Origin of the sequence: Kitasatospora sp. A2-31 (genome assembly GCF_022288725.1) — a bacterium.
Lineage (GTDB): Bacteria > Actinomycetota > Actinomycetes > Streptomycetales > Streptomycetaceae > Kitasatospora.
Genome location: NZ_JAKNTA010000005.1, coordinates 254,874 through 275,704, shown reverse-complemented (window position 1 = coordinate 275,704; position 20,831 = coordinate 254,874). Strand labels below are relative to the sequence as shown.

Here is a 20,831-nt window from a genome sequence, read left to right as displayed (position 1 = left end):
ATGTCGCAAGTGACACCATCAAGGCGGATCCATGGACGAATCGCAATCCGAGGGCGAAATCGACCGGCGCGCCGCACCGGGGGACCCCGGCGGACGCGGCACCGGGCTGCGGCGACCCGGCGTGCGCGGGGGGCGGATCGTCCGGGACGCGCGCGAGTGGGTCGGCTGGATCGTCGCGGCCGCGGGCGCCGCACTCTGCGTCCTGGGCTGGTACGGGGTGTCGGGCGAGAGTTTCGCCGAGCAGCAGATCCCCTACCTGGCGTCGTCGACGATCCCGGGCGCGGCCCTGATCGTGGCGGGCGCCGTTCTGCTCGCCCACCGCCCGTGCCGCGGCCCCGCGCAGGAACGCCCGGAACCGCCGGAGCGGCGGGGAGGTGGCCGCCCCGACCTGACCGACCTGCGGGTGGAGCAGCTGCACGCCCTCCTGGTGGAGCCCGCCGACGGGGCGCCCCCCGACGGGAGCGCGGCCGGGCCGGCCGACCCGGCGGCCCGGCCGGCGACCGGCACTGCCGCACCGCGCGACACCGTCCTGCTGGCCGTGCCCGAGGGAACGCTCTACCACCGCCCGGACTGCCCGCTGGTGGCCGGCAAGTCCCGGGCCGAACCGGTCGACGCGGCCACCGTGCGGGTGCGCCGGCTGACGCCCTGCCGGATCTGCGAGCCCCGCGAGCCCGGCGGCCCCACCACCCCCGCCGGCCCCGCCGACGCCCCCGGCCCGCCCCCCGTCTCCGCCCCGGACCCGGCCGGGCACCCCCGCCCCACCCGTCCGGGCGAGTCCGCCCCACCGGCCGGCTGAGGCGGCGGTCCCCGTGCCGGACGTCCCCGCCCTCGACTCCCTCGGCCTTACCGTCGACCTCGCCCTCGCCGGGCTCACCGTCGGCAGCGCGGCCGCCCTGAGCGGCATCGGCCTGGTGGTCTGCCACCGGGCCACCGGCGTGCTCAACATCGCCCAGGGCGCCCAGGCCATGCTCGTCGCCTACCTGCTGCGCGACCTCGTCGTCGTCCGGCAGTGGCCGGTCTGGCCGGCCGTCGCGTGCTGCCTGCTGCTGGTCTCGCCCGCGCTCGGGGTGCTGCTGGACGTCCTGGTCTACCGGCCGCTGCAACGGCGCGGGGCGGGCGTGGCCGAGACGACGGTGGCCGGGATCGGGGTGTTCGTGCTGCTCATCGGGCTGGTGGTGCTGGTCTGGGGCAGCGCCCCGCTGGGCGGTGCGCCGTCGCCCTTCGGCGGCACGCCGATCGCGCTCCCCGGCGGCCACAGCCTGCGCCCGGACACCGTGGCGCAGCTCGCCGCCATCGCCGTCCTCTGGATCACGGTGGCCGCGATCACCCGGTTCACCCGCTTCGGCCTCCGCCTGCGCGCCGTGGTGGACGACCGCCGGCTCGCCGGGCTCGCCGGGGTGGACGCCGACCGGGTGTCAGCGGCCGGTTGGGCGTTCGGCTCGCTCACCGCGGGGCTGGTCGGCATCGCCCTCGCCCCCTACCTGCTGCTCGACCCGTACGGGCTGCCGCTGCTGGTGATGGAGACCATCGCCGTCGCGGTGGCGGCGCGGCTGCGCAGCATCCCGGTCGCGGTGGCCACCGGTCTCGCCCTGGGGATCGCGCAGGCCGAGCTGACCAGGGTGCGCCCGTCCGGGCAGCTGCTGCCGCTGGTCCAGGCCCTGCAGGCCAACCTCTTCGTGGTCGCGCTGCTGGCCACCGCCCTGCTGGCCGGGCCGGGGATCGCGGGCGAGTACGGCGACCGGGCCCCGCTGCCCGCCCGCCGTGCCGGGCGGGACGGCGCGGCCGTCGGGGGCCGGGCGGCCGGGGCGGTCTGCCTGGTGCTGCTCCTGCTGCCCCTGGGGTTCCGCGGGAACGACCTGCGCAGCGCGCTGCTCGTGCCGGCGCTGGCCCTCGTGCTGCTCTCCGTGGTGGTGGTGACCGGCTACGGCGGGCAGATCTCGCTCGGCCAGGCCGGGTACGCGGGACTGGGCTCGCTCGGAACGGCCCTGCTGATGTCGGGTCGGATCCCCGGCGTGCCGGCGCTGCCGGCCGCGCCCGCGCTGCTCTTCGCCGTCCTGGCCACGGCACCGCTCGGGCTGCTCACCGGCTGGCCGGCGATCCGGCGGCGGGGGCTCGCCCTGGCGCTGGTCACCTTCGCCGTCGGTACGGCGATGAGCCGGTTCGTCTTCCAGCAGCCGTACGCGACCACCGGGCTCACCCTGGACAGGCCCGCCTTCCTGGCCGGCGACCGGGCCTTCTACCTCGCCGAACTGCTGCTGCTGGGGCTGGGCCTGGCGGTGGTGCACGGGCTGCACCGGGGGCGGCTTGGCCGGGCGCTGACGGCGATGCGCGACCACGAGCCGGGCGCGGTCGCGGCGGGGGTCGACGTCCCCGGGCTCAAGCTGTTCGCCTTCGTGGCGGGGGCGGCCCTGGCGGCGCTCGGCGGCGGCCTGATGGGCCTGGCCGGGCGGGCCTTCGACGCCGCTTCGTTCGACCCGGTGCGCGGGCTGCTCTGGTTCGCGGCGGTGGTGGTGGCCGGTGCGGACAGCGCACTCGGGGCGGTCCTGGCCGCCGCGCTGCTGACCGGCCTGGACGCGGGCACGACGGCCGGGGTGTCGGCGGTGGCGGTGGGGCTGCTCGCGGCGGCGATCGGCCGGCTCCCCGGCGGCCTCGCGGGCCTGGCGGAGCGGCTGGCGGACCGTCGGCCGCAGCACCGGCCAGGCGCCCCGTCGGCGGGCGCCGGGGCGGCGCTCGCGCCCGCACGGCTCACCCCGGCGGGGCGGCGGGTCCGCGCGCTGGCCGCGGCGCGGCGGGCGGACGGTCCTCCGGCGGGAGCCGACCCGTGAGCCGGCCCGGCGCCCGCCCGGCCGCCGGGGCCCGGCCCGGCGCCGCCGCCCGGCTGACGGCACGCGGGCTGGTCCGCCGCTACGGCGGCATCGAGGCCGTGGCCAGCGTCGACCTGACCGCGCCGCCGGGGCGGATCACCGCCCTGATCGGGCCGAACGGCGCCGGCAAGAGCACCCTGTTCGACTGCCTGGCCGGGACGGTCCGCCCGGACGCCGGCCGGGTGCTCCTGGGCGGCCGCGAGGTGACCCGGCTGCCGGCCCACGCCCGGGTGCGGATCGGCCTGGCCCGGACGTTCCAGCAGATCGCCGTCTTCCCGACCCTCTCGGTCGCGGACAACGTCCGGGTCGGCGCCGAGCAGCGGCCCGGCGCCCGGCGGGACGCCCGCGCGGTGGACGCGGCAGCCGGACGCGCCCTGGCCCTGGTCGGCCTCCAGGAGCTCGCCGCACAGCCGGCCGGCGAGCAGCCGACCGGGGTGCTGCGCCTGGTCGAGCTCGCCCGTGCCCTGGCCGGCGACCCGCGCGTCCTGCTGCTCGACGAGCCGGCGGCCGGGCTGGACACGGCGCAGACCGCCCGGCTGGTCGCCGTCCTGCGCGGGCTGGCCGACCGGGGCATGGCGCTGCTCCTGGTCGAGCACGATCCCGACCTGGTCGCCGAACTCGCCGACGCCGTCTACGCGATGGCCGACGGCCGGGTGGTGGCCCACGGCCCGGCCGGCGCCGTGCTCACCGACGCCCGGGTCGCCCGGGCCTGGGGGCGGGACCGGCGGGGAGGCGACCCGCACCCGTGACCGTCGAAGCCGCCCTGCACGCCGCCCGGGTCCGCTACGGCCCGCTCGAAGCGCTGCACGGCGTGGACCTCGCCTTCCCCGCCGGGGCGGTGACGGTCCTGCTCGGCCGCAACGGAGCCGGCCGGACCAGCGCGCTGCACGCGCTGGCCGGGGTGGTGCGCCTGGCCGCCGGGTGGGTGGAGTGGCAGGGGCGGGACGTCACCGCACTCTCCGCCCACCGGCGGGTGCGGCTGGGGCTGGCGCTGGTGCCGGCCGAGCGGGCGGTGTTCGCCTCGCTCACGGTGGCCGAACACCTCGGCCTCGCCCGGGGCGGCGGCGGGCCGGCCCCCGCGCCCGCAGCGACGGACGAGGTGCTGGAGCTCTTCCCCGAACTGGCCGCTCTGCTCCCCCGCCCGGCCGGTACGCTCTCCGGCGGACAGCAGCAACTCGTGGCCTTGGCTAGGGCGTTGAGCACCGGTCCGCGGCTCCTGCTGCTCGACGAACCGGACCGCGGGCTGGCGCCGGCCGTCACCGCCCGGCTCCACGCGCACCTGCTCGCGCTGGCCGCGACCGGGGGGCGGACGGTCGTCCTCACCGCACAGTCCCTGCCGCTCGGCCTGGCCGGGGCGGCCGTCGTCCACGTGCTGCACCGCGGCGAGGTCAGCTTCTCCGGCGAGCCCGCCGAACCGGAGGCGCAGCGGACCGTGGAGTGGCGATCGACGGGCCCGGGGCGGAGATCAGTTCACCCGGGTCCGGCGCCGCCGTGATGGCGTCCAACAGGCTCCGGGCGGACTCCAGTTCGCGGATCGTCTCGGTGATGCGGGCTCGCTCGACGGCGAGGCCGTCGAGGAGCTCGGGGCAGGTCGGCCCGGGCCGGCGCTCGCCCGGGCCGGGGAGGCCGGGCAGGATCTCGGCGATCACCGCGCTGCCCAGGCCCGCCGCGAGCAGGGTGCGGATGCCGTGGACGGCGCGCACGTCGTGCTCGCCGTACTCGCGGTAACCGCTGGGCCGGCGTTCGGGGCTGAGCAGGCCCTGCTCCTCGTAGTAGCGCAGCGCGCGGGCGCTCACTCCGGTGCGCCGGGCCAGTTCTCCGATCCGCAACGCGATTCCTCCCGACTGCCTCGAACAGCGGCCGCGGCGCGACCGGCCGCGGCGGCCGGCTCCCCGGCGGTCCACCACCGGCCGCCCCGCGTCCTTGACTCTCACGTCGACGTGAAGGTCTAGCGTAACCGCCGTGAACGAGATTCGATCCTCCTCAACTTCCGATTCCCCCACTCCCGTTACCGTGCTCGGCCTCGGCCCGATGGGCCGGGCGCTGGCGGCGGCCCTGCTCACGGCGGGCCACCGCGTGACGGTCTGGAACCGCACGCCCGGCCGGGAGGCCGAGTTGCTCGCCAACGGTGCCGGAACCGCCGCCGACGCCGCCGAGGCGGTGGCGGCCAGCCCGCTCACGCTGCTCTGCGTCCGCGACCACGACGCCGTCACGGCGGTCCGCGCAGGCATCGCCGACGCCCTGCGGGGACGGACCCTGGTCAGCGCCACCTCCGTCGCTCCCGACCAGGCCCGCGAGACCGCGGCATGGGCCGCCGAGCACGACGTGCGACTGCTCAACGCGGCGATCCTCACCCCCACCGCGACCATCGGCGGACCGAACGGAGTGATCGTCTGCAGTGGTGACGCGGAGCCGTTCCACTCCCACCGGCCGACGCTGGCGGCCCTCGCCGGCACCGTCGACCACCTGGGCACCGACCCCGGTCGGGCGGCAGCCTACGACGCCGCGCTGCTCGACCTCTTCTGGACCACCGTGCACGGCTGCCTGCACGCCTTCGCGCTGGCCCGCGCCGAGGGCATCGCCGCCACCCGGCTCGCCCCCTACGCCCAGGGGTTGCCGCGGATCCTGCCCGCCCTCATCGACGGGTACGCCCAGTGCGTGGACACGGGCGATCACCCCGGTGACCGGAGCAACGTGGCCTCCGCCGCCGCCGGGCTGGCCCACGTCGCCCACACCGCCCGTGCCCGGGGTCTGGACACCGGCGTCCTCGACGCCGCGCTCGCCGTCACCGAACGGGCGGTCGCCACGGGCCACGCGGCGGCCGGGGTGTCCGCCCTCGCCGAGGTCCTGGGCGGCAGGCCGCCCCGGACCTGACGCGCCATGCGGCTCCGCGGACCGGCGGACCGGAGGACCGGCCGCCGCTACTGGGCCAGGTAGCCGCCGTCCACCGGCAGGACGGCGCCGGTGATGAACGAGGCGTCGTCGGAGGCCAGGAAGAGCACTGCCGCGGCCACCTCGGCGGGGTCGCCCAACCGCCCCATGGGGTGCAGCTTCTCGATCGCCGCCAGGTACTCGGGGCCGCCCGGCTCGTCCTGGAGCCGGCGGACGCGCTCGGTGGTGATGGTCCCGGGAGCCACCGCGTTGACCCGGATGCCGCGGGAGGCCCACTCCACGGCGAGGTGCTTGGTCAGCCCCGACGCGACGAACTTGGCCGGCCCGTAGACCGCCTGGCCGCGCTGGCCCGCCTCGCCGGAGATCGAGGAGACACAGACGATCGCGCCGCCGGCACCGCCGTGCCCGGCGGCGCCCGGTCCCTCCGCCCGGACCATCGCCTCCACGGCGTACTTGCAGGTCAGGAACATCCCGCGGCCGTCCACCGCCATCACCCGGTCCCAGTCCTCGGCGCCCGCCTCGGTGATCTCCATCAGCGGGATCACGCCCGCGTTCGCCACCAGGACGTCGAGCCGGCCGTGCCGCTCGACGGCGGCCTCGATCATGCGGCGGGCGTCGTCGTCCCGCGAGACGTCGCCGACCACCGTGGTGACGGCCCGGGGCAGCGCGTCCGCCAGCCGCCCCAGGCCGTCCCGGTCGACGTCGGTCGCCACGACCGCCGCCCCCTCGGCGGCGAAGCGCTCGGCGACGGCCCGTCCGATACCGCTCGCCGCACCCGTCACCACGCACACCTTGCCGGCCAGCCGTCCGGCGGCCGGCACCCCGCCCTGCGGGAGTCCGCTCAGTTCGGTCATGGCACCCGACCCTACCGATCGAACGTCAGGAACACGTGCAGGCGCCGCAGTTGATCCCGACGCGGCGGGCGGACACCGGCGGGTGCGCAGCGCCTTCCCGAACCTGACCACCGCCCGCGGACCGGGCCGGTGGCGGCGCCGCCCGGACGGAACACTGCCCGGGCGGCGCCGGCCCCTTCCGCGTCAGGACGTCGGGTGCGCCCCGCCGTCGGTCACCGGGGCGAGCCGGAAGTCGACGGCCTGCCACGCCGCCTCCGCCCTGGCGACGGCCTGCCCGCGGTCGGCGCCCACGGCCAGGACGTACCCCTGGCGGCTGCCGGACCCGGTCAGCGGGCCGAGCCGGCGGCCGGGCTGCGCCGCGGCCTTCACGGTGACGACACCGGGGAGCTCCCGGGCGGCGTCGATCCCGTCGACGGCGAGGACCTCGACGTTCTCATGGGCGAAGAACCGGATGGCGGCGCCGCCCCCGGCCGGCGTGCGGCGGAACCGGCCGTCGAGGCCGAGCATCCCGGCGGCCGTGGCGGCGGCCAGCGGCACACCGGTGACCAGCTCCACCATCTCCCAGATCTGGTCCCCGCCGAAGCGGGTCTGGGTCTCGATCACGACCGGCGAGCCGTCCGACCGCAGCATCACCTCGGTGTGGGCGGGCCCCCAGCGGTGGCCCAGCGCTTCGAGCAGCGCGACGACCGTCTCCTCGACGGCCTGGGTCGCTGCGGCGTCGAGGGCGGCCGGGAGCTGGTGACCGGTCTCGACGAAGGAGGGCGCGCCCGAGGTGATCTTCTCGGTGACCGCCACCAGCTCGTGCTTGCCGTCCAGGGTGAGCGTCTCGACGCTCAGCTCCCGTCCGGTGACGAACTCCTCGGCGATCACCGCGCCGCCGGCCGCCGCGGCCCGCCGCCACGCCTCGGCCGCCTCCTCGGGGCCGCGGGCCAGCGTCACGCCGCGGCTGCCGGAACCGTCGGCGGGCTTGACGATGACGGGGGCGTCGAGCTCCCGCTGGAAGCGGGCCGCCTCGTCGGCCGCGCCGCAGGGCCGGTAGCGCACGGACGGCAGGCCGTGCTCGGCCAGCAGTGCGCGCATCCGGGTCTTGTCCCGGCTGCGCTCGACGGCCGGCACCGGGTTGTGCGCGATGCCCAGGCTCTCCCCGATCAGGGCGGCGGTGAGCAGGTGCGGCTCGGCGAAGGAGACCACGGCGTCGAAGGGGGTGCCCGCCCCGTGCAGCTGCTCGGCCAGCGAGCGGGCCCAGGCGCCGTCCAGCTCCTCCTGGACGAACAGCCCGTCCGCCCGCTCCCGCTGGAGGTCGCTCAGGTTGGCGCGTTGCTGCAGGAGCGTGATCCGCGCGTCGAGCTCGGCCATCGAACGGAAGCCGGAGTCCTTGCCGCCGACGACCAGGAGGTGCGGCCGGTCGCGTCGGCGCTCCGCGGCTCCTCCCTGCGGGCGGGTCAGCACGAGGTCGGCCATCTCCCAGACCGCCCCGATGTCCCGCTGCAGGTCGTCCGCGCCCTCGGCGGTCAGCTCGGCGGAGAGGACCTGCCAGTGGCCCTCCGCCGCCGTTCCGGCGATCACCCCGGGCGCGTGGTAGAGGCTGTGCCGGGCGTACGTCGGCAGGGCGGTGACCCGGTCGAACCCGTTCAGCCCGGTGAAGACGCCGGTGACGCGCGGGAACGGGGTGACGATGCCGAAGGGCCGGTCGAAGCGGGCCTCGAGGTCCGGCCGCTCACCGCGCAGCACCGCCGCATAGGCGGCCATGAAGGAGATCCCGTGGGCCTGGTGGAGCACCCGGGCCCGGTGGCCCCCGGGCCGGACACCGACCTCCAGGAGCCGGGGCCCCTTGGCGGTGAGGATGAACTCCACGTGCGCGGCGCACAGTCGCAGCCCCATGGCCCGCACGGCGGCGACCGCGAGCTCGGCCATCGTCCGCCTGTGCTCCTCTCCCGCCAGGCTGGGAGCGAAGCGGGCGAAGTGGTGGAAGTCGTCGCCGCCCAGATCCGCCCCGGTGAGGACGTCGACGACCGGGCTGGGCCACGGCGTGCCGTCGCGGTCGACCACGAGGTCGACCGAGTGGTTGCTGCCGGCCAGGAACTCCTCGACCTGCAGGGCCGTGAACCGCTCGGGCAGTCCCTTGCCCCGCACGTGGTCGGCCACGCCCCCGCGGATGTGCTCGAAGGTCTCGGCCGCGGCCTCCGGGCCGGGCACGGTGAGCACGAAGAGACTGGAGTACAGCGCCGCCGGCTTGACCACGACCGGCCACCCGTGCGCCTCGCCGAAGTCCAGGACGTCCTGCACCGACTCGGCCGGGCCGAACCGTCCGGTGCTGTCCGGGCCGATCCGCTCGGTGAAGAGCCGGCGCATCAGCTCCTTCGAGCGCAGGCCCGCGACCTCCGCCTCCGGCAGCGCGGGCAGCCCGAGCACCGTCAGCAGCCGCGCGTAGGGCTCGACGTACGCCTCGCGCAGGTTGAGCACGCAGACCCCGGGCTCCTCGCCGAGCCGGGCGGCGAGCGGCTCGACGCCCTCGGCGGGATCCCACGGGACAACCACGTCGAAGGCCCCGTCGTCGGCGCACCAGCCGTGCGAGCGCACGTCGCGGATCAGCCCGACCCGGTAGCCGGCGTCCCGGAGCGGCTCGAACTCGCCGTACCGGGCGTTGCCGAGGAAGAGCACCAGGTCCTGTGCGGTCATCGGGCGACCTCCATCGCGTCCGCGTCGTCGAATCCGTAGGCCACCGAGGCGAACGAGCCGGCCAGGACGGCCACCTCGTCGGCCGTCTCGCGCGCCGCGCCCCCGGCCGCGGCGCGCGCCATAAGGTCCGCCAGTCGCCACATCTCGGCGGGCCCCATGCCCCGGCGGGTCACTTCCTGGACCCCCAGCCGCAGCACGACCCGCCCCTCCACCGGTCGGGCGTTGAGCATCAGCCCGGCCCGCATCAGTGCGCCGGCGAGCTCGTAGCCGCCCGGCCGCCCCGGGCGCTCCGGCGCCTCGACCAGGAGGACGTGGCTCGCGCTCTCCTGCTCCCGCCCCGGCGGGCGGTACACGGCGAAGCCCGATTCGCCCAGCGCGTGGGCCAGCGCGGCCCGGTTCGCCAGCATGTCCCGCGCGTACCCCGCGGCGTGCACGCCCATCTCCAGCGTGGTCACGTAGTTGGCGAGGGTCGGCCCGGTCTGCTGGGACGAGATCAGGGACATCCCCAGGCGGTCGGAGAAGTCCCGGCCGGCGTCGGCGTCGGCGAAGGCGACCAGGCCCTTGTGCGCCCCGGGGAAGCTCTTGTGGGTGTTGCCCTGGACGATGTCGCAACCCTCGCCGATCGGGTCCTGGAACTCACCGCCCGCCACCAGGCCCAGGGTGTGCGAGGCGTCGTACACCAGCAGGGCGCCGGGGCCGACGACCGCCCGCAGCTCCCGCAGCGGCAGCGGCGCCAGCGGCACGCCGTGGTCGAGGAAGACCATGGCGCCCGGGCTCCTGCGCCAGAGCTCCGCGAAGGCCGCGAGGTCGACCGTCCCGTTCTCGCGGGACCACGGGAGGCAGGCGCTGCGCCGGCCCATCGACTCCAGCAGCGGTCCGGTCGCGAAGTGGCCGCCGTTCTCCGGGGCGATGGACCAGACCGTCCCGCCCGGCTCGGTGAGCAGCGCGAAGACCGACATCGTGGCGTGCAGCCCGGACAGCGGCCGGAAGTCCACCCAGGCGGCGCCGAGCAGCCGCCGGGCCGTCTCGACGGCGGCCTGCTCCAGCCGGTCGACGCCGGGGTAGGCGGCCGACAGCAGACCGGAGCGCAGCAGCGGGTCCATGCCCCGGCGCTCCCGCTCGTGGCCGATCAGGTAGCGGTTCGCCAGGGGGCTGTGCAGCATGCGCTCGGCGGTGCGGGAGAGCACGTTCTCGAAGGCGGCGAGGTTGACGGTGGAGGAGATCCGGTCGGCGTCGGCGCGTACGGCGGCGAGCAGGCCGGCCGCCGGGGCGGCGGGGGCGCCGGACCGGCGCGCCCGCGCCGGTCCGGCGACGGCCAGGGAGGCCGTCATCCCTCGCCTCGCAGCCGGGCGCCCTCGGCGTCCCAGCGGCTGCGGAACTCCAGGGCCTTCTCCAGGTAGTCCTCCGGCTTGTAGCCCTTGGCGAACTCCTCGACGATCGCGGCGCCGCCGAAGCCGTACTCGCCCAGCTTCTCCAGCGATCCCCACAGGTCGAAGTCGCCCTCGCCGATCGGGATGTGGGTGTGGTCGGCGCCCTTGATGTCGGCGATGTGGGCCGTCTGGACGTACGGCGCGACGGTCGCCAGCGCCTCGTCGTAGTCGCCGCGCGGCAGGTGCACGGTGGCCAGGTGCGGCACGTCCAGGGTCAGCCAGGTGCCGGTGCTGCGACACAGCTCGACGTGCTCCTCGGGGGTGAAGACCACGTAGCGCGGGCGGTTGGCGCCCATGTTCTCGATGCAGAGCTGGATGCCCGTGCTGGCGATCAGCGGCTGCACCTTGTCCAGCGAGGAGCGCAGCACGTCGAGCAGCACGTCGTTGCTGCGGCGGGACATGTAGCCCGGGTGGTAGGTGACCCGCTCCACGCCGAGGTCGGCGGCGAAGTGCACGGCGCGCCGCAGGTAGTTGACCGACTCCGCGCGCTCGTCCTCGTCCGGCGACACCAGGTCGGTGTGCGGCCCGTACCAGGCCGCGTGCACCGACACGTCCAGGCCGTGGGTCGCGATGACGGAACGCATGCCGTCGACGATCTTCTCGTACTCGGGCGCGGTCGCCCCGAAGAGGACCTCCTGCGCCTCCTCGGCGATCTCGAACTCGATGTCGGTGAAGTGCCCGGCCAGGAACTCCATGTGCTCAACGATCTCGGCGGGGTTGTCCCAGATGTTGGTGGAGAACCCGATGCGCGGGCGGACCAGCGCCTTGCTGTCGAGGATGTCGGTCACAGGGCTACCTCTTTCGTGGAGTCGAAGCTGGCGAAGAAGTCGACGAGCAGCATGTCCCGGACGCCGATGGCGGCACCGGGGGCGGAGGTGATCGGCGAGACGTCGTGCAGGACCCGGCGGTCGTCGAGGACGATCGACTCCAGCGGGTCGGTGAGCACGGCCCGGTGGATCTCGCGCCGGTCGAGGTCGTACAGGCGCGACTGCGCGCCCTCCACCCCCTCGCGGCGGATGAGCACCTGGGCGACGTAGCTGTGGCCGTCCTGGTGGACACCCTCCGGCGCCGGGTCGCCCTCGGCGTCGGGCAGGGCGACCACCCGGATCTGGTGGACGCCGCAGGTGTCGACGGTGTGCCGGGGGCCGGGCAGGCGCTCCCGGAAGGCCCGCACGACGGCGCGCAGCGCCGGGCCGGCGGCGACGGCGTCGTGCAGCGGCGCGAACAGCCGGGGCACTCCGCCGACGAGGCTGTTCACCGCCCGGTCCTGGAGGAACGTGCCGTGCGGCAGCGGCTCCAGACCGTCGTCCAGCAGCCGGAACCTGCCGTACCGGCGGAAGCGGTAGGGCCGATCGGTCCCGAGGTACTCGTCGGCCGGCAGGTCGTTCCAGGAGTCCAGGAAGGAGTCCAGGGCCTGCGGCGGAAGGCCGTGGAGGGCCTCCCGCAGGACGTCGGAGGGGAAGTGGGCGAACGGGGCGGTCTCCGGTGCCCCGGCGGCGGCCGGTCTCCCGGCGCTCGCCGGAAGGTCGGGCGCGACCGCTGCGTCCGGTGTGGTCATGGGTGTGGTGGGCATGGTTCCTCGCTTGTCGTGCTGCCTCAGGTCTGGCTTTCCGGCAGTCGGACGACCAGGGCGCCGAGCCCGTCGCCGACGGTCAGCTGGCAGCTCAGACGGCTCTCCGGGCGGCGCTCCACGGCGGTGTAGTCGAGCATCTCGTCCTCGTCGTCGTCGGGCTCGGGCGGCGACTCCCCCTCGACCTCCTCGACGAACACGTGGCAGGTCGCGCAGACCATGCGTCCGCCGCACTGGCCGACGATGCCGTCGATTCCCTCCTCGACCGCGGCGTCCATGACGGTCACGCCGACCGGCACGTCCAGCACGGACCGGGATCCATCGGGTTCAACATAGGTGATCTTGGCCATGATGCCGGCAATTCACTCTCGGTGTGACGTGGCGTCAAATAGCTTTCCTCCGACCGGCGGAGGATGCCGGGAGTACCCGTGACGGGGCCCGGCGGAAGGACGTGCGGACCGGGCGCGGCCGGACCGCGTGAATGCACACCCGGCCGCCGGTACCCGGCTTCTGACAGGCAATCGGTAATCAGGAAACAGCTGGACGTGTCGCCCGCCCCCACGGGACGACATCCGGTCCGGTGCCCGTGATTCGGCACCGTCCTCAATCACGCGACGAGCCGGGCCAATTCGGCGTCGACTCCATCGGCGTCATCACGCAAACCCCCCGGCTCCACTCGGCGACGCGGCGCCACGCTAACGGCCCCTGAACTGGCGTGTCAACGGTTCCCCGAAGGCGAATTGACGCTTCGCCAGACACGGGTCGGTACGTACCGGTCGGACCCGATCGGTGTCAATCGTCGGCTGCGTCACAGCCAATTCGGAGGGGGCGGGGCGGCGGTTCCGGGACTACTTCGAGTGCGAAGCGGCCTGCTCGGCCGCCGACCGGTCCCCAGCCGCCGGAGCCGCCCCGTCCGCGGGTGCTCCCTCAGCGGCCGGCTCCGGCCTCCCGGACCACACCGCGCCGGCCGACGCCGCCGCGAACAGCGCCGCGAGGACCGCCCAGGCCCAGAACCCCAGCGGGAGCAGGGCCGACACCAGGAGGGTCGGCCCGACGATCCGCTGGGCCGTCATCCCCATGCTGAAGGTGGCCAGATAGCGCGCCCTGGCCGCGGCCGGCGCAAGCACGTAGGAGAGCTCCCAACCCGCCACCGACTGCAGGTTCTCGCCGACCGTCACCGCCACCACCGCGCCGGTCGTGCAGACCAGGCAGACCCACACCGGCACCCGCTCGGCGACGGCGAACAGCCCGCAGCCGACCACCAGCGACAGCGCCGTGGCCTTCAGCAGCCGCACGGAGCCCTCGACGCCCGTCGCGAAGCGGTGCACCCACGCCTGGAGCAGGACCGTGAGGACGGTGTTGACGGCGAGCAGGACGGAGAGCCAGGCGTGGGGCAGCTCGGTGCGCTGCACCACCCAGATCGGCAGCAGGACGACGATCAGCGAGTCGAAGAGCGAGAGCACGCCGTTGGAGACGGTGAACACCATGAACCGCGGGTCGCGGTACGGCGCGGCGCCGGACCGCACGTCCGCGGCGGGCGCCGTCGGGATCCCGTCCGAGGCCCGGACCGCCCACAGCGCCATCCAGGCGATCACCAGGAAGGACACCGCGTCCACCAGGAACACGGCCTGGAACGCGGCGGTCACGTGCAGACCGAGCACGAGCCCGGCCACCAGCAGCCCACCGGTGAGGCCCGCGTTGCGCACCGCCCGGATCGAGGCCAGGGTACGGGTGCGCTCCTCCTGCCCGGCCACGCCGGAGACGATCACCTGGAGCAGCGGCGAACAGGCACGCTCGGCCGCGAGCAGTGCACAGGTGAGAACGGCGTACCCGGCGAAGCCGTGGATCAGCGCGTAGGCGGCGAATCCCGCGCCGCGCAGGCACATCAGCGCGACGTAGGTGCGGACGACGCCCCACCGGTCGGCGACGTGCCCCAGCGGCAACGGACTGAGCAGGCCGAAAACGGCGGCGACCGAAAGGGTCGTCGCGACCTGGGCCGCGGGAAATCGCAGCACGCCCACGAAGTAAAGCGTGGACGCGGCCAGGAAAAGCCCGTTGCCGAACGAGTCGACCAGCGCCCCGGCGACCAGCATGCGGCTTCCGCGCTTTGCCGGGACGACCTCCGCCGCGATACGAGCGACAATTCCCACCGGCCCGAACCCCCGTCGCCGTGCACACCCCCGTGACAGCGGCCCACCCTAGTGGACCGCCCACCGACCGGCAAGTGACCGGAACGCCGCCTATTTCACTGAATTCCGAATGGAGTTGACGCCGCGTCGGGTCCGATCGGTTCCCGTCGATTCGGCCGTTGACCGTTGCCGACCCCGTTGTGCAGACTCTTCGAAAACCGATCCCGATGTTCCGGAGAGTCCGTTGCCCAGCACCACACCACCGCCCCGCGCCCTCCTGGTCGGATGGAAGCCGGTGGCGATCGAGGCCCTCCGGGCGGAGGGCTGCTCGGTCGTCTGCGCGGTCAGCGCGACCGATGCGGAGCGGGCCCGCAGCGGCACGGACGCCGGGATCGTGGTGGCCGACCAGGCCGGTGACGTCGAGTCGGTGCTCTTCGCGCTGGGGCGGGCCGGGCTCTCCCCGGGCGGCTTCGACCTCGTCACCAGCGGCCAGGAGTACTCGCTCGTGGCCGCCGCCGCCATCGGCGCGATCGGTGGCGTCCGCTCCCTCCCGGTCGCGGTCGCGATCGCGCTCCGGGACAAGTTCGTGCAGAAGGAGCGCGTCCGCGCGGCCGGCGTCGCCACCGCCCGGTGCGAGGCCTTCGACGACCCGTCGGGCGTCGAGCAGGCGGCCCTGCGGGTCGGCGGGTTCCCCGTCGTGGTCAAGCCGCTGGCGGGTGCCGGGGCACGGAACACCGCCCGGCTGGCCTCGCCCGAGGCGGCCCGGGCCTGGGCCGCCTCCGCCGCGGTCGGCCCCTGGCTGGTCGAGGAGTTCGTCCCCGGAGCCGAGCTGCACCTGGACGGCGTCGTGCGCGACGGGCGGATACGGCTGCTGGGCGCCTCCCGCTACCTCCGCAACGTGATCGACGTGCACAGCGGGGCGCTGGTGGGCTCGGTCTCCCTCACCGCCGCGGAACAGCCGGAGCTGTACGCGCGGGCCCACGCGCTGGTCGAGCGGGTGCTCGCCGCCCTGGGCCATGCCGACGGCGTGTTCCACATCGAGGTGTTCGAGCAGCCCGACGGCTCGCTGGTCTTCGGCGAGTGCGGCGGCCGGGTCGGCGGCGGACGGATCGACGAGGTCACCCGCCGGGCGTTCGGCGGCGACCTGCACCGGCACTGGGCCGCCGCGACGCTGGGCGCGCCGGCACCCGAGGTGGCGCGGACCGCCGGCGGCTCGTTCGGCTGGGCCTTCCTCACCGCCCCGGCCGGACTGGTGCGCTCGGTGCCTTCTCCGGACGAGCTCCGCACCCGGCCCGGCGTCGTCGACGCCACCGTGAAGCTGCTCCCCGGCGAGCTCTCCAGGCCCGCCGTGAAGTCCTTCGACCGCGCCGGGGACGTCGTGGTGACCGGGGCCGACTCCGCGGAGGTGGCCGCCCGGCTGACCGCCTGCGCGGAGTGGTTCGCCTCGGCGGTCACGGTCGCCGCGGACGCCGGACCCGCCGCGTGAGCGCCCCCGGCACCCCCTGGGACCCGGCAGCACCCGGGGTGATGCCGCTGCCCTCCGGCCGGCTGGTCCGGGGGCGCGGCCTGCGCCGACCGCCGCCGCCCGGGCCCCGGCCGGACTTCGGCCTCTACCTGACGAGCCGCCGCCCCGCCGACCCGCCGTGGGAGAGCCGTTGGCTCCGCTGGCCGGACTTCCGCTTGCCCGCCGACCCGGTCGGGGCCGCCGCGGCCCTGCGCGACGCCTGGGAACGGTCGGCCCGGCAGCGGGTGGAGCTCGCCTGCGCCGGCGGCCGCGGCCGGACCGGAACGGCACTCGCCTGCCTGGCCGTCCTGGACGGCGTGCCGGCCGGCGAGGCGGTGGCGTACGTCCGGGAGCACTACGACCGGCGCGCCGTCGAGACGCCCTGGCAGCGCCGGTTCGTCGAGCGGTTCCGCTGATGCCCACGGCCCAGGGCGCAGCCCCGGCGGGCCGGCCGCACCGCCGACCCGGAGAATCCCGTGCGCCCCGTTCCGCGGCCGTGTTACGGTCGGGCCGTTCCTGTGCGACCGGAGACCGAGAGAGACGGGGAAGGTGAGATCGTGGCCGCGGTGAGATCCGCTGCGCCGGCGATGCCGCGCGGCGACCGGACGGCCGTTCTCCGTTCCCGGGCCCTGGTCTGACCTTTCCGCACCCACCACGCGCTGTCGTGCCCGCGGTGCGCCGGGGCCCTTCCTCGAAGGGTTTCACCATGCGTTCCACTTCCTCCGCCCACGCCCGTTCCTGGCTCACCCGCGCCGAGACCGCTGCGGACGTTCCGACCGTCCGGGCGCTGACGCTCGCGGCGTTCGGGCGGCTCCACGAGGCCGACCTCCTCGACGGGCTGCGCCGGGACGAGGCCTGGATCGACGGCCTCTCCGTCGTGGCCACCGACCCGGCCGACCCCGCCGGCACGCCCGTCGGGCACGTCGTGCTGACCCGCGCCTTCATCGGGGACGTCCCGGCGCTGGCGATGGGACCGGTGTCGGTGCACCCGGACCACCAGCTGTCGGGCGCCGGGTCCGCGGCCGTGCGCGCCGGACTCGACGCCGCCCGGAGCATGGGCGAGCGGTTCGTCGTCCTGCTCGGGCACCCGACGTACTACCCGCGGTTCGGCTTCGTCCGGGCCTCCGCCCACGGCATCCGCCTGAGCATCGACGAGCCCGACGAGGCCTGGATGGCGCTCGCCCTGGACGACCGCCACCCGCTCCCGTCCGGCCTGGTCCGCTGGGCCGCACCGTTCGGCATCTAGAGCCTCTCCGCCTCCCGCGACAGCATGGTGACGGTCCGTCTGGAGCGCGGTCCGGACGGACCGTCACCGGGCCGAAATGCGGTGGACGGCCCTCGGCCCGCCGGTTAGGTTGCGGAGCATGGCGACCACCCCGGACCCGGCCGACTGGCGCGCGGCGAACCGCGCGAACTGGGACGAGCGCGTCCCGATCCACGTGGCCGGCGACTTCTACGACGTGCCCGGCTTCGTCGCGGGCGACGACTCGCTCCGCGGTTTCGAGCTCGCCGAGGTCGGCGACGTCGACGGGAGGACGCTGCTCCACCTCCAGTGCCACATCGGGCTGGACACGCTCTCCTGGGCCCGGCGCGGGGCCGCCGTCACCGGCCTCGACTTCTCCGCACCCGCCGTGGAGACGGCCCGCGACCTCGCCGCCAAGATCGGCGCCGACGACGCCAGGTTCGTCGTCTCGGACGTGTACGACGCCGTGGACGCCCTCGGTGGGCGGACCTTCGACGTCGTCTACACCGGCTTCGGCGCCCTGTGCTGGCTCCCGGACATCGACCGCTGGGCGCGGACGGCGGCCGCCCTGGTCGCACCGGGCGGATTCCTCTACCTCGCCGAGTACCACCCGATCACCGACGTCCTCGGCGAGGACGGCCGGACGATCGAGGAGGACTACTTCCGGCGCGAGCCGACCGTCTGGGACGAACCCGGCACCTACGCCGATCCGGACGCCGCCACCACGGCCACGGTGACGGTCGAGTGGCGGCACGGCCTGGGCGACGTGGTCAGCGCGCTCGTCGCGGCCGGCCTGCGCCTGGAGTTCCTGCACGAGCACGACCACGCCCACTTCCGGCTCCCCGACGGCGGGGGCATCCCGAAGGTGTACTCGCTCCGCGCCGCGAAGCCGGCGCAGGAAGCGGCGGCGCCGAAAACGTAGGCGCAGGCGGGCCGGGTCGGGAGGGCCACTGCGCAGGAAGTCGGAGGGGCCGACTTCCTGCGTGCAGGTTGAGTATCCGTGCTCATGCCCGACGCCGCACCGACCGGGCACGCTGGCTGTCATGAGCGAGATCAACACGGCCGTGGCCGGCGTCGGGTGGTACCAGCGGATCCGCGACTGCGACTTCGTGGTGGCGACACTGGTCGGCGTCGGCAACCTGCTGCTGGGCGGGATGCTGTTCATGATGTGCCTCGGGTCGTCGATCACCTTCGGCGCGCCCACCTCGAACGACACGGCCCAGATGCACGACACCAGCCGACTCGCCCAGGAGGTGTTCTTCGGCTGGCTCCTGGTGGGGCTGCTGCTCTTCGGGGTGTTCCGGATGACCCGCTCGGTGATCACCCACCTGGCCTGCCTGATCGTGCCGCTGATCGGGCTCGTCGTGGTCTCGGGGGTGAGCAGGTAGGCACCGCGGGCTCGGGCCGCGGCCGTGCGCCTCAGAGGCGGACGCGCCGCCCGAGGCTCGCGGCGCCGCCGACGGCGGTCGCGGTGGCCGTGATGGTGGAGGGGGTGCCGAGGGAGTCGCCCATGTCGACGCCGATGCGGCCGCCGGCGCCGGCGCCGAGCCGCCCCTCGCGGGCGAGGTGGGCGGCGAGGCAGGCTGTGCTGTTGGCGTTGGCCACGTCCTCGGGGACGCCGATGGAGGGTGCGAACATCCTGGCCGCGAAGCGGAGTCCGGCCGCACCGGCCGCACCGGACGTGCCCGTCTCGCAGTGGACGTAGCAGCCCAGCAGGCCCAGGCTGTCACAGGCGGCACGGAGCCGGTCGAAGTCCGGCACCAGCGCGGCGAGCACGGTCGGCGTGGCCACCGGGAGGAGGAGCCGCGCCCGGCCGAGGGTGGCGATCCGGCCGCCGGGGGCGACCGCGTCCGCGGCGACGCCCAACGCGTCCAGGACGGCGTCCAGTTCACCGGGCGCGGGGCCCCTCAGGGTGACCGGTCCCGGCTCGAACGCGGCGTCGTAGTCGCCGTGCGCACGGGTGACCCGGCCGGCGAAGGAGCCGCCTCCCGTGCGGAGGGTGGCCCGGTAGTCGGAGCTGCCGGCGCGGGCGGCGAGGAACGCCAGGGCCGCAACGGTCCCGTGACCGCAGCCCGGAAGTTCCCCGGTGGTGGTGAAGAAGCGGAGCGAGACGTCGGCCCCGGGCGAGACGAAGACGGCGTGCGATGCCCCCGTGAGCCACGGCACCGTACGGCGCTGCTCGTCGGTGAGGGCGCCGAGACCGCGGAGACCGCCGAGGGCCGACTCGTCGACGACGGCGGTGGGGCTGCCGCCCCGGCCGGCGCGCTGGCACGCGTGCACGAGGGTGACGGGCAGGCCGCTCACGTCCGCGGCGACGGTGGCATCGAACACCCGGCAATCCTAGGCCGCATATGCCCGTTGCGGGGAGGGAGTCCGAGTCGAGGCGGCGGGTGAGCCGCACCCGCCGCCTCGTGCCTGGGGTCAGCCCAGGCGGTCGGGGAGCGGGGCGAGCGTGAAGTTGTCCCAGATGAAGTTGTCCATCTGGTGCTGGTCCCCGCTGAGGTTGATCACGCGGTCGATCTTGCCCTCGGCGTTGAAGTGCCACACCAGCGCCCAGAGTGTGTCGACCTTGCCGACGCCCTGCGTGCTGTAGCCACGGTGGACGTCGACGACGTACTCGTCGTTGGTGCCGAAGAAGACCGGCTCGGCCTGGAAGCCGGCCTTGCCGAGCTGGTCGAAGAAGCTGCGGACCTCGGCGATCCCGTGCTTGGTGCCGGAGAGCGGGTGCCGGCCCGGAATGGTCCACGCGATGTCCTCGGCGAGGACCGCGCTCATGGCCTCGACGTCGCCGGCCGCGTAGGCGGCGAAGAAGCGCTCGATGACCTCGGCCTTCGGGTCCTTGGTGCTCATTTCCCGTTCCCCCAGTGATTGTTGAGCATGTTGTGACGAGCCCATGAAAGCACGTTCGGAGCCGCGGAGCCCATCGATGATCCGAAGTTTGAGATGTGGGAGCGCGCAGGAAGTCGGAGGGGCCGACTTCCGGTGTCGCGTTCAGCGGGAGGGAGTTGGGGCTGCGGTCGGGGTGGTGGTGGCCGGAGGAGGCTGCCAGCGGGAGTGGGTGCCGGGCGGAAGGGCCCAGACGATCAAGGCGAGGAGAAGCGCGAGCGGGAGGACGGTGAGCGCGGCGGCCCCGGTGGTGTCGTGGTGGTGCTCAGGCGACATGGGCGACCGAGGTGACGGCGGGGAGTTCGATCTCGGCCCAGACGGTCTTGCCGCCCGGTGGGCGCGGCACGGCGCCCCAGCGGTCGGCGAGGGCGTCGATGAGCATGAGGCCGCGCCCGGACTGGGAGTCGGCGGTGGGGAGGGCGCCAGGGGCGGGATAGCGGTCGCCCCGGCAGTCCGAGACCTCGATACGCAGCAGGGCGCCACCCGCGGCGGTGGGCGTGAGGGCGAGACCGAGCTCGAACATGCGCCCGGGAACGCGACCGTGGGTGATCGCGTTGGCGGCCAGTTCGGCGACGACCAGCCGGGCGGAGTGGAACGGCTCCGAGGCCACGGAATCCAGCCCCCAGTCGGCGAGTTGGCGGCACGCGGTGCGCCGGCAGAGGGCGGCCCCCTTGGGGGTAGCGGGGAGGAGCGCGACGAGGGAGCGCGGCACCGGTGTGTCGAGGGCAATTTCGGACTTCATGAGCCAAAGCGTGGTGTGACGGACGTAGGCTGACCAGG

At 75.1% G+C, this 20,831-nt stretch carries 22 protein-coding genes; 10 read left to right on the top strand and 12 right to left on the bottom strand.

Translation table 11 applies throughout. The features are described from left to right. The first annotated feature begins 31 nt into the window (after positions 1-31). From MCM47_RS16120 to MCM47_RS16105, 4 genes are read left to right on the top strand one after another with little or no spacing between them, the layout of a single operon-like run. On the top strand, positions 32-796 hold the full coding sequence (locus tag MCM47_RS16120) for a hypothetical protein (RefSeq protein WP_374209140.1): 765 nt from the start codon (positions 32-34) through the stop codon (positions 794-796). A 13-nt stretch (positions 797-809) separates the two neighbouring features. Then, the gene (locus MCM47_RS16115) at positions 810-2,825 is read left to right on the top strand and encodes an ABC transporter permease (protein WP_238862310.1); all 2,016 of its coding nucleotides are present in this window, start codon (positions 810-812) and stop codon (positions 2,823-2,825) included. Beyond that, positions 2,822-3,613, top strand: a complete 792-nt coding sequence (locus tag MCM47_RS16110; protein WP_238862309.1) for an ABC transporter ATP-binding protein — start codon at positions 2,822-2,824, stop codon at positions 3,611-3,613. Before MCM47_RS16115 ends, MCM47_RS16110 begins: the two co-directional genes overlap by 4 nt. Continuing rightward, complete coding sequence (locus tag MCM47_RS16105; RefSeq protein WP_238862308.1) at positions 3,610-4,359, top strand: ABC transporter ATP-binding protein; 750 nt, start codon at positions 3,610-3,612, stop codon at positions 4,357-4,359. Before MCM47_RS16110 ends, MCM47_RS16105 begins: the two co-directional genes overlap by 4 nt. Here MCM47_RS16105 and MCM47_RS16100 read toward each other — a convergent pair. Beyond that, entirely contained in the window at positions 4,253-4,693 is a 441-nt protein-coding gene (locus tag MCM47_RS16100) for a MerR family transcriptional regulator (protein WP_238862307.1), read from the bottom strand. The genes MCM47_RS16105 and MCM47_RS16100 overlap by 107 nt on opposite strands. A gap of 133 nt (positions 4,694-4,826) precedes the next feature. On the opposite strand from MCM47_RS16100, the gene MCM47_RS16095 reads away from it, so the two are divergent. After that, complete coding sequence (locus tag MCM47_RS16095; protein ID WP_238862306.1) at positions 4,827-5,738, top strand: NAD(P)-binding domain-containing protein; 912 nt, start codon at positions 4,827-4,829, stop codon at positions 5,736-5,738. 47 nt (positions 5,739-5,785) lie between these two features. On the opposite strand, the gene MCM47_RS16090 is transcribed toward MCM47_RS16095, so the two are convergent. The 7 genes from MCM47_RS16090 to MCM47_RS16060 all read right to left on the bottom strand — a co-directional run bounded on the left by MCM47_RS16090 (position 5,786) and on the right by MCM47_RS16060 (position 14,382). Next, a complete protein-coding gene (locus MCM47_RS16090; protein WP_238862305.1) occupies positions 5,786-6,610 on the bottom strand; it encodes an SDR family NAD(P)-dependent oxidoreductase in 825 nt (274 codons plus the stop codon). Positions 6,611-6,793: 183 nt separating this feature from the next. Beyond that, complete coding sequence (locus tag MCM47_RS16085) at positions 6,794-9,289, bottom strand: ATP-grasp domain-containing protein (RefSeq protein ID WP_238862304.1); 2,496 nt, start codon at positions 9,287-9,289, stop codon at positions 6,794-6,796. Next, positions 9,286-10,620 carry a hypothetical protein gene (locus MCM47_RS16080; RefSeq protein ID WP_238862303.1) on the bottom strand — a complete coding sequence of 445 codons (1,335 nt, stop codon included), beginning with the start codon at positions 10,618-10,620 and terminating at the stop codon, positions 9,286-9,288. Before MCM47_RS16080 ends, MCM47_RS16085 begins: the two co-directional genes overlap by 4 nt. Beyond that, positions 10,617-11,507 (bottom strand): sugar phosphate isomerase/epimerase, encoded by an 891-nt coding sequence (locus tag MCM47_RS16075; protein ID WP_238862302.1) that lies wholly within the window; start codon positions 11,505-11,507, stop codon positions 10,617-10,619. Before MCM47_RS16075 ends, MCM47_RS16080 begins: the two co-directional genes overlap by 4 nt. Beyond that, the gene (locus tag MCM47_RS16070; protein ID WP_238862301.1) at positions 11,504-12,292 is read right to left on the bottom strand and encodes a 2OG-Fe dioxygenase family protein; all 789 of its coding nucleotides are present in this window, start codon (positions 12,290-12,292) and stop codon (positions 11,504-11,506) included. Before MCM47_RS16070 ends, MCM47_RS16075 begins: the two co-directional genes overlap by 4 nt. A 23-nt stretch (positions 12,293-12,315) precedes the next feature. Beyond that, a complete protein-coding gene (locus tag MCM47_RS16065; RefSeq protein ID WP_255752295.1) occupies positions 12,316-12,639 on the bottom strand; it encodes a 2Fe-2S iron-sulfur cluster-binding protein in 324 nt (107 codons plus the stop codon). A gap of 498 nt (positions 12,640-13,137) precedes the next feature. Beyond that, positions 13,138-14,382, bottom strand: coding sequence for an MFS transporter (locus MCM47_RS16060; protein WP_238862299.1), 1,245 nt, complete (start codon positions 14,380-14,382; stop codon positions 13,138-13,140). A 280-nt stretch (positions 14,383-14,662) separates the two neighbouring features. Between MCM47_RS16060 and MCM47_RS16055 the strand changes: the two genes are divergently transcribed. From MCM47_RS16055 to MCM47_RS16035, 5 genes are all read left to right on the top strand, one after another. Beyond that, the gene (locus MCM47_RS16055; protein ID WP_238862298.1) at positions 14,663-15,904 is read left to right on the top strand and encodes an ATP-grasp domain-containing protein; all 1,242 of its coding nucleotides are present in this window, start codon (positions 14,663-14,665) and stop codon (positions 15,902-15,904) included. Between the two features lie 41 nt (positions 15,905-15,945). After that, positions 15,946-16,338 (top strand): protein phosphatase, encoded by a 393-nt coding sequence (locus MCM47_RS16050; RefSeq protein WP_238862645.1) that lies wholly within the window; start codon positions 15,946-15,948, stop codon positions 16,336-16,338. A gap of 290 nt (positions 16,339-16,628) precedes the next feature. Then, positions 16,629-17,168, top strand: a complete 540-nt coding sequence (locus MCM47_RS16045; protein WP_238862297.1) for a GNAT family N-acetyltransferase — start codon at positions 16,629-16,631, stop codon at positions 17,166-17,168. Positions 17,169-17,286: 118 nt separating this feature from the next. Then, on the top strand, positions 17,287-18,087 hold the full coding sequence (locus MCM47_RS16040) for a bifunctional 2-polyprenyl-6-hydroxyphenol methylase/3-demethylubiquinol 3-O-methyltransferase UbiG (protein WP_238862296.1): 801 nt from the start codon (positions 17,287-17,289) through the stop codon (positions 18,085-18,087). Positions 18,088-18,208: 121 nt separating this feature from the next. Next, positions 18,209-18,553: a hypothetical protein gene (locus tag MCM47_RS16035; RefSeq protein ID WP_238862295.1), complete on the top strand. Its 345-nt coding sequence runs from the start codon at positions 18,209-18,211 to the stop codon at positions 18,551-18,553. 31 nt (positions 18,554-18,584) lie between these two features. Here the strand turns inward: MCM47_RS16035 and MCM47_RS16030 are convergent, their stop codons facing one another. The 4 genes from MCM47_RS16030 to MCM47_RS16015 form a co-directional block, all read right to left on the bottom strand. Beyond that, a complete protein-coding gene (locus MCM47_RS16030) occupies positions 18,585-19,496 on the bottom strand; it encodes a PhzF family phenazine biosynthesis protein (protein ID WP_238862294.1) in 912 nt (303 codons plus the stop codon). Positions 19,497-19,586: 90 nt separating this feature from the next. Beyond that, on the bottom strand, positions 19,587-20,015 hold the full coding sequence (locus MCM47_RS16025) for a nuclear transport factor 2 family protein (RefSeq protein ID WP_238862293.1): 429 nt from the start codon (positions 20,013-20,015) through the stop codon (positions 19,587-19,589). Between the two features lie 141 nt (positions 20,016-20,156). Further along, positions 20,157-20,327 (bottom strand): hypothetical protein, encoded by a 171-nt coding sequence (locus MCM47_RS16020; RefSeq protein ID WP_238862292.1) that lies wholly within the window; start codon positions 20,325-20,327, stop codon positions 20,157-20,159. Next, entirely contained in the window at positions 20,317-20,793 is a 477-nt protein-coding gene (locus tag MCM47_RS16015) for an ATP-binding protein (protein WP_238862291.1), read from the bottom strand. Before MCM47_RS16015 ends, MCM47_RS16020 begins: the two co-directional genes overlap by 11 nt. Positions 20,794-20,831 lie beyond the last annotated feature (38 nt).